General features: G+C 78.2%; 10 protein-coding genes. 3 read left to right on the forward strand and 7 right to left on the reverse strand.

From position 1 onward, the window contains the following. Positions 1-9: 9 nt before the first annotated feature. The gene (locus U5M74_RS05210; RefSeq protein ID WP_410906783.1) at positions 10-615 is read right to left on the reverse strand and encodes a M48 family metallopeptidase; all 606 of its coding nucleotides are present in this window, start codon (positions 613-615) and stop codon (positions 10-12) included. A gap of 171 nt (positions 616-786) precedes the next feature. Between U5M74_RS05210 and U5M74_RS05215 the strand changes: the two genes are divergently transcribed. Beyond that, a complete protein-coding gene (locus tag U5M74_RS05215) occupies positions 787-1,875 on the forward strand; it encodes a ThiF family adenylyltransferase (RefSeq protein WP_410906785.1) in 1,089 nt (362 codons plus the stop codon). A 3-nt stretch (positions 1,876-1,878) separates the two neighbouring features. Here U5M74_RS05215 and U5M74_RS05220 read toward each other — a convergent pair whose 3' ends face one another. The 3 genes from U5M74_RS05220 to U5M74_RS05230 all read right to left on the reverse strand — a co-directional run bounded on the left by U5M74_RS05220 (position 1,879) and on the right by U5M74_RS05230 (position 4,949). Further along, positions 1,879-2,286: a WhiB family transcriptional regulator gene (locus tag U5M74_RS05220; RefSeq protein WP_410906880.1), complete on the reverse strand. Its 408-nt coding sequence runs from the start codon at positions 2,284-2,286 to the stop codon at positions 1,879-1,881. Between the two features lie 184 nt (positions 2,287-2,470). Then, positions 2,471-2,695, reverse strand: coding sequence for a hypothetical protein (locus U5M74_RS05225; protein ID WP_410906787.1), 225 nt, complete (start codon positions 2,693-2,695; stop codon positions 2,471-2,473). A 145-nt stretch (positions 2,696-2,840) separates the two neighbouring features. Further along, positions 2,841-4,949, reverse strand: a complete 2,109-nt coding sequence (locus U5M74_RS05230; RefSeq protein WP_410906789.1) for an ATP-dependent helicase — start codon at positions 4,947-4,949, stop codon at positions 2,841-2,843. Positions 4,950-5,202: 253 nt separating this feature from the next. Between U5M74_RS05230 and U5M74_RS05235 the strand changes: the two genes are divergently transcribed. After that, positions 5,203-5,427 carry a mycoredoxin gene (locus U5M74_RS05235; RefSeq protein WP_069983276.1) on the forward strand — a complete coding sequence of 75 codons (225 nt, stop codon included), beginning with the start codon at positions 5,203-5,205 and terminating at the stop codon, positions 5,425-5,427. Positions 5,428-5,522: 95 nt separating this feature from the next. Here the strand turns inward: U5M74_RS05235 and nudC are convergent, their stop codons facing one another. Continuing rightward, positions 5,523-6,551 (reverse strand): NAD(+) diphosphatase, encoded by a 1,029-nt coding sequence (gene nudC / locus U5M74_RS05240; RefSeq protein WP_410906791.1) that lies wholly within the window; start codon positions 6,549-6,551, stop codon positions 5,523-5,525. Between the two features lie 120 nt (positions 6,552-6,671). Here nudC and U5M74_RS05245 point away from each other — a divergent pair, with 120 nt between their 5' ends. After that, positions 6,672-7,595 (forward strand): macrolide 2'-phosphotransferase, encoded by a 924-nt coding sequence (locus U5M74_RS05245; RefSeq protein WP_410906793.1) that lies wholly within the window; start codon positions 6,672-6,674, stop codon positions 7,593-7,595. Between the two features lie 96 nt (positions 7,596-7,691). Here the strand turns inward: U5M74_RS05245 and U5M74_RS05250 are convergent, their stop codons facing one another. Then, positions 7,692-11,108, reverse strand: coding sequence for an ATP-dependent helicase (locus tag U5M74_RS05250; protein WP_410906882.1), 3,417 nt, complete (start codon positions 11,106-11,108; stop codon positions 7,692-7,694). Positions 11,109-11,257: 149 nt separating this feature from the next. Next, entirely contained in the window at positions 11,258-14,791 is a 3,534-nt protein-coding gene (locus U5M74_RS05255) for a PD-(D/E)XK nuclease family protein (RefSeq protein ID WP_410906795.1), read from the reverse strand. Positions 14,792-14,811 lie beyond the last annotated feature (20 nt).

A 14,811-nucleotide genomic window follows, 5' to 3' on the forward strand; every position in this document is an offset into this window, starting at 1 on the left:
CGGCCGGTGCTAGCCGGCGGCGCCGGCGGGCGCCCGCCGCGCCCCGTCCCCGGCGAGCGACGGGGTCGGCCGGCCCGCGGCGTGCTCCGGCGGCAGGTCCGGGGCTGGTGCCTCCTGCCGGTACGCGACGCCGTCGAGGAACCCGCGCGCCCGGTCGGTGCGCGGGTAGCCCTCGAGCAGCCGCCAGAACTCCGGCCCGTGGCCAGGGTGCAGCAGGTGCGCCAGCTCGTGCAGCAGCACGTAGTCGATGACCCACGACGGCATGCCCTGCACGCGGGTGGAGATGCGGATCGAGCCGTCGACGAGGGTGCACGACCCCCACCGACGGCCCTGGTTGGCCGACCACCGCACGCTGGTCGGCCGCGCCCGGCCCTCGAGATACCGCTCGGACAGCTCGCGCGCCCGGGCCAGCAGCTCGTCGTCGGACGGGTGGCGCCGGCGCTCCTTGTCCTCGAGCCGGGCCAGCATCTTCGCGACCCACTCCTGCTCCTGCGCGTGCGAGAACCGCGCCGGGATGGCGATGATGGTGCGGTCCCCGTCGCGGTACGCGCTCACGGTCGCGGTGCGCCGCCGGCTGCGGCGCACCTCGACGACCGACCGCACGTCTCGGGCCACGTCACGACGGTAGCCGAGAACAGGGCGGATGTGGTGGTCACCACACCGTCCGGTTCCTCATGCACGTCCTCGTGAGCCTCGACCGCGGGCGCGTCCCCGCTCCCGTCGGCTCGCTCCCGGGCCTGTGGACGACGCCCGACGGGCCGGCGCCGCACCTGCGAGCCTGGCGGCATGCCCGACGTCCTGCCCGTGCGCGCCGGCTCGTCCGCCGCGACCGACCTCGACCGCGTGCGCCTGCGCCCCGGGACCGTGGTGCTCGACCGCGGCGACGGCGAGGTCCAGCTCGGCACGGACCCCCGGTGGGCGCTGCGCCTCGCCGGGCTGGACCGCGCCGAGGTGGCCTGGCTGCGGGACCTGGCCGCGCGCCGGCACGCCGGGCCCGCCGCGGCGGCCGCCCGGCACGGCGTGGCCGACGAGCGGCGCGACGAGATCGCCGCGGTGCTCCGGCGCGGCGGGTTCCTGCAGCGGCCGGGCGGCGCGGCCGACCACCGCGCCGAGACGGGCCCGGACGCCGGCACGGCGGACGCCCCCGTGCTGGGCGCGCTGCTGCCCGACGGCGGCGGGCTGGCCGTCGTGGCGGCGCGCGGCCGGCGGACCGCGGCCGTCGCCGGGCTGGGACGGCTGGGCGCGGCCGTGGCGCTGCACCTCGCCACGGCCGGGGTGGGCACGCTGGTCGCCGCGGACCGCTCCCCCGTCCAGGTCACCGACCTGGGGCTCGGCGGCTACGAGGCCGAGGACGTGGGCCGCCCGCGCGCGGAGGCGTTGCGCGAGCGGCTGCGCCGTGCGGCACCGCGGGCCCGGGTGCTCGACGACGGCACGCCGGAGGTGGCCGTGCTGGTGGAGTCGCGGGCGGCGGCGCCGGCGCGCTACGGGCGGCTGGTCGCCCAGGGAGTGGCGCACCTGCCGGTGGTGGTGCGCGAGGCCGACGTGGTCGTCGGGCCGTTCGTGCTGCCCGGGGTCACGGCGTGCGCGCGGTGCGCGGACCTGCGCCGGTCCGACGCCGACCCGGCGTGGCCGGCGCTCGCCGCGCAGCTGCGCGAGCTCGTGGAGGCGCCGCAGGAGACGACGCTGGCCGCGGCGGCGGCCGCGCTCGCGGCGGCGCAGGTGCTCGCGCACCTCGACGGGCTGCGGCCGGCGGCGGCCGGTGCGCTGCTCGAGGTCGCGCTCCCCGAGGCGGTGCCCCGGGCGGCGGCGCTGGGGCCGCACCCGCGGTGCGGGTGCACGACCCTCAGCCCGTCCGGCGGTCGCCGGGCGGGCTGAGGGTCAGGCGGCCGTGACCGCGTCGTCCGCCGCGGGTGCGGACGACGCGGGCTGCGCGACGCCGGCGGGCGCGGAGGGCGCGGTGGTGTCCGTCTTGCGCGGGCGGCCGCGGCCGCGCTTGCGGGCCACGACGACGCCGTCGACGAACACCTCGCCGCCCCACACGCCCCACGGCTCGGCGCGGTCGATCGCGCCGGCGAGGCAGCCGGCCTGCAGCGGGCAGGTACGGCACAGCGCCTTCGCCTGCTCGACCTGGGCGGTGTGCTCGGCGAACCAGAGCTCCGCGTCGTTCGTGCGGCAGGGCAGCATGGTGTCGAGCGCGGCCCGGTCGGCGTCGGCGGTGGCCAGGGGTTGGTGAGGAGTCCAGGCAGCGGTCCCGGGAGCCGTCTCCAGGTGCCGCTCGTCGAGCAGGTGTGCGAGTCGCACGGTGTCCTCCGTGAGGTCCTGTGGGATGAACGTCGGTTCTTGCGTCCAGGACCTGCGGTGGACCCCTGGTGGTGCCAGGGATCCGGAGGGCCGGCCTCGTGGGGCCGTTTCTTCGCCGGGAAGACGAAGGCCGCGGGTCCTGAGTGGACTCCGCGGCCTGGATCCGGTGCTAGACCGGTCTGACCCAGGGGACGGAGTCGGGTACGAGCGAGAGCGTGATATCGACGCGGCCGCCGCGAGCGCGCCGCGAGAAGGCAGACGTGTGCCGCTTGCCGGACTCACCGGCCGCGAGCAGGACGTCGCCGAACGGGCGCACACGGAAGCCGGCGGTCGCGGCAGCCTGCAGGGGCATGCCCGGGACGTTCGCCGACACGGTGCTGTTGAAGCTCTCCATCGCTGTACCCACCTCCTCACTCTGCTCGGGCGCCGGCCTCTCGGCCCGCACCCCTTCCGTCAGGGACTCCCCGAGCATAGACCGGCGCCCCTCAGCGGCCACATCTTTTTTCGAGGTTTTTTCTCGCGGGAGTTTTTTCGCCCGCTCAGCCCGCCGCCTGCGCCACGATCTCGAGGATCGTGGCGCCGTACCGGTCGATCTTCGCGGGGCCGATCCCGTTGACCCGGGCCAGCTGCGCCGTCGAGGTGGGGCGCACCTCCGCGATCGCGGCGAGGGTGGCGTCCGAGAGCACCGTGAACGCCGGCTTGTCGGTCTCGCTCGCCACCCCGCGGCGCCACTCGCGCAGCGCGTCGAAGAGGGCCTGGTCGTGCTCGCCGGTCAGCAGCTCGCGCGCCTGCCCCTTGCGGGCCCGCGGCGCGCGCGCCCGCCGGTCGGCCTCGTCGTCGGGCCACAGCCCGTCGAGGAACCGCGTGCGCTTGCGGCCGGCGCGGCCGCCGGGGTTGCGCGAGCGGGCGAACGAGACCTCGAGGTGCACCCGCGCGCGGGTGACGCCCACGTAGAGCAGGCGCCGCTCCTCGGCCACCGCGTCGTCGGTCTCCGCCAGGGAGATGGGCATCAGCCCCTCGCTCATGCCGGCCAGGAACACGGCGTCCCACTCCAGGCCCTTGGCGGCGTGCAGCGACGCGAGCGTGACCCCTTCCACCGTGGGGGCGTGCTGCGCCGAGGCGCGCTCCTCGAGCTCGGCCACCAGCGTGGCCATCGTGGCCGGTGCCTCGGGCGTGCCCGCCGCGGCCAGGTCGTCGGCGAGGGCCACGAGCGCCTGCATGGCGTCCCAGCGCTCGCGCGCCGCGCCGCGGGCGGCGGGCGGCTGGTCGGACCAGCCGGCCGAGGTCAGCACGTCGCGGACCTGCTCGGGCATCGGCACGTCGGGGTCCGACGACCGGGCGGCACCACGCAGCAGCACGACGGCGTCGCGCACCTCCTTGCGCTGGAAGAACCGCTCGCCGCCGCGGACCTGGTAGCCGATGCCGGCGTCGGCGAGCGCCGCCTCGAAGGCCTCCGACTGGGAGTTGGTCCGGTACAGCACGGCGATCTCGCTCGGCCGCACGCCCTGGGCGATCAGCCGCCCGGCGCGCGCGGCGATCCCCGCGGCCTCCGCCTCGTCGTCGTCGTACACCGTGAAGCTCGCCGGCGGGCCGGCCGGGCGCTGCGCGCGCAGCTCGAGCGCGCCGGAGACCCGGCCGCGGCGCAGCACCTCGTTGGCCAGGTGGACCACCTGCGGCGTGGAGCGGTAGTCGCGCACCAGGCGGATCTCCTGCGCACCCGCGAAGCGGCGGCGGAAGTCGAGCAGGTAGCGCGGCGTGGCGCCGGTGAAGGAGTAGATCGTCTGGGAGGGGTCACCGACGACGCACAGCTCCTTGCGGCCGCCGAGCCACTGGTCGAGCAGGAACTGCTGCAGCGGCGAGACGTCCTGGTACTCGTCCACGACGAAGTGCCGGTACTGGCTGCGCACCTCCTCGGCCACGGCGCGGTTCTCGGCGAGGATCCCGGCGAGGATCTGCAGCACGTCCTCGAAGTCGATGACCCCGCGCTCGTTCTTGACGTCCTCGTAGGCGGTGGCCAGGCGGGCCACGGTCTGCAGGTCGTAGCCGGCCGGGGCGGGCCGCCCCTCGGTCGACGCGCGCTGCTCGTAGTCGTCCGGCGCGACGAGGGAGACCTTGGCCCACTCGATCTCGCTGGCCAGGTCGCGCACGGCCACCCGGTCGACGCTCATCCCCAGCCGGCGGGCGGCCTCCGCCACCGCCGGGGCCTTGTACTCCATGATCCGCGAGGGCGCGCCGCCGATCACGCGGGGCCAGAAGTACGACAGCTGCCGCAGGGCGGCGGCGTGGAACGTGCGCGCCTGCACGCCGGCGACGCCGAGCTGGCGCAGCCGTGTGCGCATCTCCCCCGCGGCACGCGCCGTGAACGTCACGGCGAGGACCGACGTCGGCTTGTACACGCCGGTGCGCACGCCGTAGGCGATGCGGTGGGTGATCGCCCGGGTCTTGCCCGTGCCCGCGCCGGCGAGCACGCAGACCGGGCCGGTGAGCGCCAGCGCCACCTCGCGCTGCTCCGGGTCGAGCGCCTCGAGGATCGCGTCGGGTGACGTCGGCGCCGCCACCAGCGACGACGGCGCGGACGACGGCGCGGACGACCGCGGGGACGGGGTGGGCATAGCGGGGACCGCCGGCGTGTTGGTCTGCGTGGACATCGGTGCGATTCTTGCAGCCGGTCCCGACACGGGCCCCGCGTCGTGCACAGTCCCCGCCGGGCGCAGCACGGCGCGCCGGGCGCCCGCCGTCACCCCGAGACAGTCCAGGAGGACCCGCATGACCACGTCGACCACGCAGCCGACCACGCAGCCGACCGGCCAGCCGGACGCGCAGCCCGCCGCCCAGCCCGCCACCCAGCCCGCCACCCAGCCCGCCGCCCAGCCCGCACTGCCCGCGCCGGGCACCGTCACGATGTACTCGACGACGTGGTGCGGCTACTGCCGGCGGCTGCGGACGCAGCTCGACTCCGAGGGCATCGGCTACCAGGTGATCGACATCGAGGAGCAGCCGGAGACCGCGGCCTTCGTCGAGCAGGTCAACGGCGGCAACCGCACGGTGCCGACCGTCGTCTACCCGGACGGCAGCGCCGCGACGAACCCGTCGCTGCAGGACGTCAAGGCGGCGCTCGGCCGCTGACCCTCCCCGTCGTAGGTACACCGTCGTAGGTGCAGGACACGCCGTGCGGACCGAGATCCGCACGGCGTGTCCGTACTCATGACGGCGCCAGGGCGTCAGTCCGGCAGGCGCCCGCGGTACCACTCCTCGATGAGCGCCCGGGCGATCGACAGCCGCCCGGGCAGCAGCACCTCGCCGGCCTCCACCGCGCCGAGCAGGTCGTCGCGCGTGAACCACCGGGCGTCGGTGAGCTCCACCTCGTCGACCCGCGGGGGCAGGCCGGTGCCGGCGACGCGGGCGTGGAAGCCGAGCATCAGCGAGGCCGGGAACGGCCACGACTGCGAGCCCCGGTAGACGACGTCGCCCGGGCCGTCGGCGACCACCAGACGCGCCTCCTCGGCGACCTCGCGGCGCACGGCCTGCTCGAGGCTCTCCCCGGGCTCGACGAACCCGGCCAGCGTCGAGAACCGGCCCTCGGGCCAGTGCGCGGCGTGGCCCAGCAGGATGCGGTCGGCGTCGTCGACGACCGCCATGATCACCGCCGGGTCGGTCCGTGGGTAGAGCTCCCGGTCCTCGACCGGGCACCGGCGCACCCACCCGGTCAGCGCCGGCTCGGTGGCGGCCCCGCAGCGCGGGCAGAAGGCGTGCACGGCGTGCCAGTTCGCCAGGGCCACCGCCTCGGTGGCCAGGCCCTGCTCCAGGGCGTCGAGGGCCTCCAGGCGGCGCAGCCCGAGCCAGGCGCTCGGCGCCGGCAGGCCGAGCGCCTCGGGCGCCGGCTCCGCGCCCGAGCCTGGGCCCCTGTCGGCAGCGGGCAGCACGAGCGCCAGGTAGGACGTGCCGGCGTGCTCGCCGAGATAGGTCCAGAGCGGGGCGCCGAGCGGCGCGGCGCCCTCGGCGGCGCCCGCGCCCGACGGGGCGGCGGCCTCCGCGGCCGCCCGGAGCGCCGCGGGCGCGACCAGCGCCAGGTCCGCGCCGTCGGGCGTCGCCGCGACCCGGTCGCCCAGCAGGACCAGGGCCCGCGCGCCGGGGTCCGCCAGCAGGCGGTCCAGGAGGTCGGCCTCCGTGCGGTGGTCGGCGGCGCGGTCGTGCAGGGCGCGGGCGAGGGGCAGGTCGAGGGCGGGGACCGGGTCGAGGGGGATGCTCACGTGCCGACCGTAACCCTCGGCACCGGTCTCCCCCGGCGGACGACCGCCCCCGGGCGGCACCGTGCCGACACGCGGCCGCTCCGGTCCCGGGCACCCCGCCGCCGCGGTTACGGTGGGCGGGTGCCACGCTCACCGCTCGCCCTGGCGGCGCTCTCGACCGCGGCCGTGCCGGGCCTGGACGCCCGCGCCGTCCGCCCGGTCGACGCGCCCGGCGACTACGACGTCGCCGTGGTGACCGCGGCTGACGGCACGTCGTGGGAGGTGCGCGCCCCGCGGACGACGATGGCCGGCGCGGCGCTGGAGGCCGAGGTCGAGCTCCTCGAGGGGCTGCACCGCTACCACGACGCCGGCGTGCTGCCCTTCGCGGTGCCGCGCGTCGCGGGGTCGGCGACCCTGCCCGAGGGCGGGCGCGCCGTGGTGCACCCGCACATCGCCGGCGCCCCGCTGGACATCGAGTCCCTCACGCCCGGTCCCGGGCTCGCGGCCGACCTCGGCCGCACGATCGCCGCGATCCACGAGGTGCCGCCGAGCGTGGTGGAGTCGTGCGGGATGCCGTCGTACACGGTCGCGGAGTACCGCGACCGGCGGCTGGCCGAGCTCGACGAGGCGGCCGCGACCGGCCGCGTGCCGGCCGCCCTGCTGCGACGCTGGGAGGCCGCGCTCGAGGACGTGGCGCTGTGGCGGTTCCAGCCCGTCGTCGTGCACGGCGACCTGGCGGCCGAGCAGGTGCTCGTCCTGGGCGGCCGGGTCGCGGCCATCACCGGCTGGTCGGACGCCCGCGTGGCCGACCCGGCCGACGACCTGGCCTGGCTGCTGGTGGCGGCCCCGCCCGAGGCGGTCGACTCGATCATGGAGGCCTACCAGCTGCGCCGCACCGAGCTGCACGACTCGCGGCTGGTCGACCGGGCGCTGCTCGTCGGGGAGCTGGCGCTCGCCCGGTGGCTGCTGCACGGGGTGCGCCACGACCTGCCCGACGTCGTCGAGGACGCCGTGGCGATGCTGGCCGACCTGGACGAGGCCACCCGCGAGGACGACACCGCCTGAGGCGGAGGTGCCGCGGAGGGTGGGGGCCGAGGGACGAGGCACCCGCCCGGAGCAGAGCCGCAGCCTCGGGCGGCGACAGGCACCGCCTGACCTTCCTCAGCGGCCCACGATGAGCGCCTCCAGCTCGTCCTCGTCGAGCAGCCGCCGCGGCCGCGCCGTCTCCCCCGTGGCGACGTAGCAGAACGCGGCGCTCACCTTCTCGACCGGCAGGCCGGTCCACCGCGACCAGGCGAGCCGGTAGACGGCGAGCTGCACCTCGCGGGCCGCCTGCGCGGTGGCGTCGGCGGGCGGCCGGCCGGTCTTCCAGTCCACGACGACGACCGCGCCCGGGCCCCCGTCGGGGTCGGGGAACACCGCGTCGATGCGCGAACGGAGCATGACCCCGGCGACCGGGGTCTCCACGTCCTGCTCGACGGCGACCGGCGTGCGCCCCGCCCACTCCGAGGCGAGGAACCGCTCGCGCAGCTCCTCGAGCTCGACGTCGCCCGGCAGCTCCGCGTCCTCGGCGCCGGGCAGGTCCTCCACGTCCACCAGCGACGACGACGTGAAGTACTGCTCGACCCAGGCGTGGAACCGGGTGCCGCGCCGCGCGTGCACCGTGGGCTGGGACGGCACCGGGCGGCGCAGCTGGAGCGCGAACTCCTCGCGGTCGGTGGCGAGCCGCACCAGGCCGGAGGCCGACACGTGCGCGGGCAGCTCGACCTCCTGGCCGACCCGCTCGGCACGCTCGGTCAGCAGCATCCGGGCGAGCTCGACGAGGTCGTGCCCGGCCGTGTCGCGCAGCACGCCGGACGGAGCGGTGAGGGCACCGGGCCCGACGCCGGGGCGCGCGGCCGCCGCCGCGTCCACGAGCGCGGCCGTGGCGCGCAGCACCTGCCGCGGCGAGCCCGCGCCGCCGTCGTCGGGCGCCGGCCAGGCGGCGGTCACCTCCTCGGCGTCGCGCGGGTTGAGGTCCGCGAGGTCCGGCGCGGCCGACCAGCCGTCGGCGTCGACCAGCCCCGCCTCGACCAGCTCCGCGAGGAACGGCGACACGCGCCGCGGCTTGCTGCCGGTGCCCCACCAGTGGGCGGTCAGCAGCAGCTCGCGCCGGGCGCGGGTGAAGGCCACGTACGCCAGGCGGCGCTCCTCCGCCAGGACGTGCTCGCCGCAGGCGGCGCGGAACTCCTCGCGCCGGACCATGAGGTCCTTGGTGTCGGCGGCGAGGTCCCAGCGGAACGACGGCAGGTCCTCGGCGTCGCCGCGCAGCCCGTACGGCAGCGCGCCGGGGCTGCTGAGCCAGCCGCTGTCCGCGCGGCCGCCGTTCGGCGACTCGGCGAGGGTCGGGAAGACGCCGTCGACGAGGCCGGGCACGGCGACGACGTCCCACTCGAGGCCCTTGGCGGCGTGCGCGGTGATGACCTGGACCGCGTCCGGGTCCGGCTCCCGCACCGGCATGTCGAGGCCGCGCTCCTGGTCCTGGGCCACGCCGAGCCAGGCGAGGAACGCGCCGAGCGTGGCGACGTCGGCCGACTGGGCGAACGTGGCGGCGACGTCGCGGAACGCGTCGAGGTGCTCGCGGCCGCGCAGGCTGACGCGGTCGCCGGCGCCCGGCACGAGGGTGGCGAGCGCGTCGGCGGTGGCCGCCTCGACGTCCAGCCCCAGCGCGCGCTCGGCCTGCACCACCAGCTCGGGCAGCGACAGGTACGTCAGCCCGCGCAGCCCGCGCAGCAGCCGGGCGAGCGCCGTGAGGCGCGCGTGGCCGGCCGGGGTCAGCACGCGCCCGTCGCGGGCGGGCCGGCCGGGGGCGGGCAGGTCGTCGAGGGCGTCGACGATCGAGCGGTGGTCGACGACGTCGCCCTCGATCACCGGGTCGTCGAGCTCGTCGACGGCGTCGAGGGCCTGCGGGTCGATCGACTCGGGCCCGCCGGCCGCGCCCGGCCCGGCCGGCGCGTCCTGCCGGGCGAGGTCGTGCGCCCACGAGCCGAGGGCGTGCAGGTCGGCCGCGCCGAGGTTGACGCGCGGGCCGGTGAGCAGCCGCACCAGCGAGTCGCCGCGGGAGGGGTCGTGCACCGCCTCGAGCAGCGCGACCACGTCGACCACCTCCGGGGTGGACAGCAGCCCGCCGAGGCCGACGACCTCCACGGGCAGGCCCCGCTTGCGCAGCGCCACCTCGACGGCGGGGAACTGCGAGCGGGCGCGGCACAGCACCGCGGCCGTCGTCCGCCCGTCGGGGTGGGAGCCGGGGCGCCACCGGGCGGCGACGAACTCCGCGACCGCCTCGGCCTCCTCCTCCAGCGTGGTGGCCACGTGGGCGGCGACGCGGCCGTCACCCGCGCCCGGGCGCAGCGCCAGCGGCGGCACCTCGACGGTCGTCGGGCCGGACGCCGCCGTGCGCAGCGGCGCGGCCGCCACGTTGGCGGCGTCGAGCACGGCGCGGTCGTTGCGCCAGGACGTCGACAGGTTGAGCACGCCGGCCGGGGCGCCGTCCGCCCGCCGGAACCGGTCGGGGAAGCGCGCGAGCCCCGACGCCGAGGCGCCGCGCCAGCCGTAGATGGACTGGTGCGGGTCGCCCACCGCCGTGACGGCGTGGCCGCCGCCGAACAGCCCCGCGAGCAGCTCGACCTGGGCGTAGGAGGTGTCCTGGTACTCGTCCAGCAGCACGACGCGGTAGCGCGCCCGCTCCGCGGCGCCGACCGCGGGCACCGAGCGGGCGAGCTCGGCGCCGAAGGCGATCTGGTCGCCGAAGTCGATGGCGTCGGCCGTGCGCTTGCGGCGCCGGTACTCCTCCACGAGGTCCAGCAGGCGCCGGCGCTCGGCGAGGTCGCGGACCAGCTTCTCCACCTCGGCCGTGCGCTTGCGCTGCCGCGGCCCCAGCGGCAGCGCCTCGAGCCGTTCGAGGACGTCGTCGAGCCAGGCGCGGGCGTCGTCGACCGGCACGAGGTGCTCGCCCAGCTCGCCGGACAGGGCGATGACGCCCCCGACGACGCCGGACACCGCCCGGTCGGTGCCGAGGTCGCCGTCCCAGGACTCGACGAGCTGCGCGGCGAGCTGCCACTGGTTCGCCTCGCCCAGCAGCCGGGAGCCGGGCTCGACGCCGAGCCGCAGCCCGTGGTCGGTGACCAGCGAGGCGGCGTAGGCGTTGTAGGTGGCCACGGTGGGCCGGGCCAGGAGGTCCAGGCTCGACGCCGCCCGCCCGAGCTCGCGGTTGACCTGGGCGAGCCGCTGCTGGACGCGCTGCTGCAGCTCGCCGGCGGCCTTGCGGGTGAACGTCAGGCCGAGCACCTGCTCGGGCTGCACCAGCCCGTTGGCGATCAGCCACACCACGCGCGAGGCCATGGTCTCGGTCTTGCCGGACCCGGCGCCGGCCACCACGAGCGTCGGCTCGAGCGGCGCCTCGATGACGGCCACCTGCTCGTCGGTCGGCTCCGGCCGGCGGATCAGGCGCGCGATCTCCCGCGCCGACAGGCGCGGGGCGGGCCGGGCGCCGGCCGGGGGCACCACGGCCAGCGGGCCGGCCGGCGCGTCCCCGGGCAGCTCGAGCGCGGACCAGTCGGGCACGGCGCGCGGGGCGGCCGGCGACCCGAGGTCGAGCGCCAGGTCGAGCGCCAGGTCGAGCGCCTCGAGGTCCGGGCGGGCCACGCCGTCGGCGGCGTCGTCGGACGCGGGGTCCAGCGGGGACGTGCTCACGCGATCACGCTCCGTCCTTCGGGCTGCAGCGGGCACGAGCGGCGCACCGGGCACATCGCGCACAGGTCGTTGGGATGGGCGTCGAAGCGGGCCGCGGCCATGGTGCCGGCGGCGCCCTCGACCAGGGCGCGGGCCCAGCTCGACCCGTCGGGCTCCGGGCGCAGCGCGCCCTGCTCCCGCACGGTCGGGGCGACCGTGGGGGTGCCGACGTAGACGAGCTGCGCCCCGGCGCTGCGGATGCCCTCGGGCAGGTCCAGCGCGCCGCCCTCGACGGCGAGCTGGTACGCGCCGAGCTGCGGGTGCTCGGCGGAGTCGGCCTTGCTCGGCGCGCTGCGGCCGGTCTTGAGGTCGGCCACGACCACCGCGCCGTCGCCCGCCGCCTCCACGCGGTCGATCTTGCCGCGCAGCCGGGCCCGGCCCACCTCGAGGTCGAACTCCGCCTCGACCAGCAGCGGCTCCCCCGCCGCGGCGAGGTACGCGGCGAGCCGCTCGACCATCCGCTCGGCCCGCCGGCGCAGCTGGCGCGACGGCCAGCCGTCGGGCAGGGCGAGCTGCGGCCAGCGCCGGTCCAGCTCGGCGCGCAGCTCGGCGAGCGAGCCGCGCGGCAGGTCCTCGGCGATGGCGTGCACGAGCGTGCCGAGCGTCTGGTGCGTGGCGTCGGGCTTGGTGCCGCCGGCCGCCTCGAGCGACCAGCGCACGGCGCAGGTGGTGACGGTCTCCACCTTCGACGGCGACACCGGCACCGTGGCGTCCGGCGCCCACAGGGGCGCCTCGCTCGACGCCGCCGCGACGCCGTACCAGGTGCGCGGGTCGGCCTCCGGCACGCCGGCGGCGGCGAGGTCGGCCAGCAGCACGGCCGCGACGGCGGCCGGGTCGTGCGGGGCGTCGACCGACGGCACCGCGACCGACGGCACCGCGACCGACGGCGAGCCGTCCGACCTCGCGCCGCCGTCGGCGGCCACCGCGCCGACGAGCGCCGCGCGGGCCGTGGCCACCACCCCGCGCAGGTCGAGCGGCGCCCCCACGGTGACGCGCCGGTCGTCCATCTCCTCGTCGTCGCCGGGCGGCGCGACGAGGTCGCAGAAGACGCTCGGCGCCTCCTCGGCGTCCTCCACGGCGGTGACGAGCAGCCGGCGCCGGGCGCGCGAGGTGGCCACGGCGAACGACCGCAGCTCGTCGGCCAGCACCTGCGCACGCGCCTCCGGGCCGAGGCCGCGCGCGTCGTCGGAGCGGCCCGCGAGCAGCTCGACCAGCGCCTGCGAGCCGAGCAGGGAGTCGCGCAGGCGCAGGTCGGGCCACACGCCGTCCTGCACGCCCACCACGACGACGAAGTCCCACTCCCGGCCCGCGGCACCGGCCGGCGTGAGCGCCTCGACGGCGCGGACGCCGGTGGCCGAGGCGGCGAGCGAGTCGGCGGGCAGGTCCTGCGAGCCCAGGTAGTCGACGAACGCGGCGACCGGCGCGCCGGGCATGCGGTCGACGTACGTCTCGGCGGCGCGGAACAGCGCCAGCACGGCGTCGAGGTCGCGGTCGGCGCGCACGCCCGCGGGCCCGCCCGCGAGCGCCGCGTCCCGCCACCGCTCGGCCAGCCCGGTGGCGGCCCAGACGGCCCACAGCACGGTCTGGGCCGTGGCGCCGGGCTCCTGCACGGCCTGCCGCCCGGCGGCCAGCACGCGGGCGACCGACACCGGGCCGCGGCGCACGGCCGGCGGCAGCGTCTGCGCGCGGGCGGGGTCGCCCAGCGCCTCGACCAGCAGCGCGTCGGAGGTGCGCCCGCCGCCGCCCGCGAGCTCCTCGGCCCGCAGGGCGCGGCGCAGGCGGCGCAGCGCCACGGCGTCGAGCCCGCCGACCGGCGAGGTGAGCAGCAGCGCCGCGGTGCCGGGGTCGAGCAGCGGGAACGGCGACACGTCCCCGCCCGTGAGGTCCGGCGGCAGCGCGCCGTCGTCGTCCGCGCCGCGGGCCGCCGCGCCCTCGACGTCCGCGCCCTCGACGTCCGCGCCCTCGACGTCCGCGCCCTCGACCGGCTCGCGCTCGCTCCGGTCCGTCTCCTCGGGGCCGTCCGCCGCGCCGGCGCACACGCGCAGGGCGGCCAGCAGCGGCGCGACCGCCGGCTCGTCGCGCAGCGGCACGTCGGAGCCGAGCAGGGCCACGGGCACCGAGGCCGCGACGAGGTCGCGGCGCAGGGACGCCAGCCGGTCGCCCGAGCGGGCGACGACGGCCATGCGCTCCCACGGCGTGCCGTGCAGCAGGTGCTCGGCGCGCAGCTCGCGCGCCACGTACGCGGCCTCCTGCGCGAGGCCGGGGAGCACGGCGACGCGCACGCCGGACGGAGGCGGGTCGGCGACGCCGGGGCCCGGCGCCTCGGCGGCCGCGGCGTCGACACCACCGTCGCTCCCGCCGCCCTCCGCGGGCCGCGGCGCCGCGCCGCGGTGCAGCGCGCCCGACACGGTCGCGATGCGCGTGGTCACGGTGCGGGTGACCTCCCGCAGCGCCGCCGGCTGCCGCCACGCCGTGCCCAGCACGACGACGTCGGCGCCGAACGCGCCGACCGCCCCTGGCCGCGCGGGCGCGGCGGCACGGCCGACGAGCCCCGGCGTCGCGCCGCGGAAGCCCTGCACGGCGGAGTCCGGGTCGGCCAGCAGCACCAGCCGCGCCCCGGCGTCGTGCAGCACGTGCAGCAGCCGCGCCGTGGCGACCGTGGCCTCCTGGTAGTCGTCGACGACGACGAGGTCCCACGCCGGGCGGGGCACGCCGGGCACCTCGTCCTCCCACGCCTGCAGCGCCTGCGCCGCCTCGTCGACCACGGCGGCCGGGTCGTACCGCGCGCCGGAGTCGGGCGTGCCGACGCGCAGCGTCGTCACGTCGAGGTACTCCTCGTACAGATGGGCGGCCATCACCCACTCGTCGCGGCCGTGGCGCCGGCCCAGCTCGGCGAGGTCCGCCGGGCCCAGGCCGCGCTCGGCGGCGCGCATCAGCAGGTCGCGCAGCTCCTGGCGCAGGCCGCGCAGCCCGAGCGACTCCGCCGGCAGGCCCGCCGGGAGCTCCAGGGGCGTGCCGTCCCCGGCGAGGTGGCCGGCGAGCAGCTCGGCCAGCACCAGGTCCTGCTCGGGGCCGGACACGAGCGTCGGCGACGGCTCGCCGAGCGCCATGGCGCGCGTGCGCAGCACGGCGAACGCCGCCGACGCCGCGGTGCGCACCATGGGGGCGCCGATCGTGCGGCCGGACGCCGCGGCGACGCGGTCGCGCAGCCGGGCCGCCGAGCGGCGCGAGGCCGACAGCACGAGCACCCGCGACGGCTCCAGCCCGCCGGCGGTGAGGGCCTCGACGGCGACCGCGGTCGCGACCGTGGTGCGGCCCGTGCCCGGCGCGCCGACGACGAGCGTGACGGGCCGCTCGGCCGCTGCCTCGACGGCGGCGCGCTGCGTCGCGTCGAGCGTGACGTCGTCGGCCGCGCCCTGCCGCGGCGGCACGAGCCGGGGGGCGGGCGCGCGCCTCCCGAGGGGGCCGGGCGGGGCGGAGATCGTCGTCACGCGCAGTATCCGATCACGTC

Origin of the sequence: Puerhibacterium sp. TATVAM-FAB25, from assembly GCF_046535855.1 — a bacterium.
Lineage (GTDB): Bacteria > Actinomycetota > Actinomycetes > Actinomycetales > Cellulomonadaceae > Puerhibacterium > Puerhibacterium variabilis_A.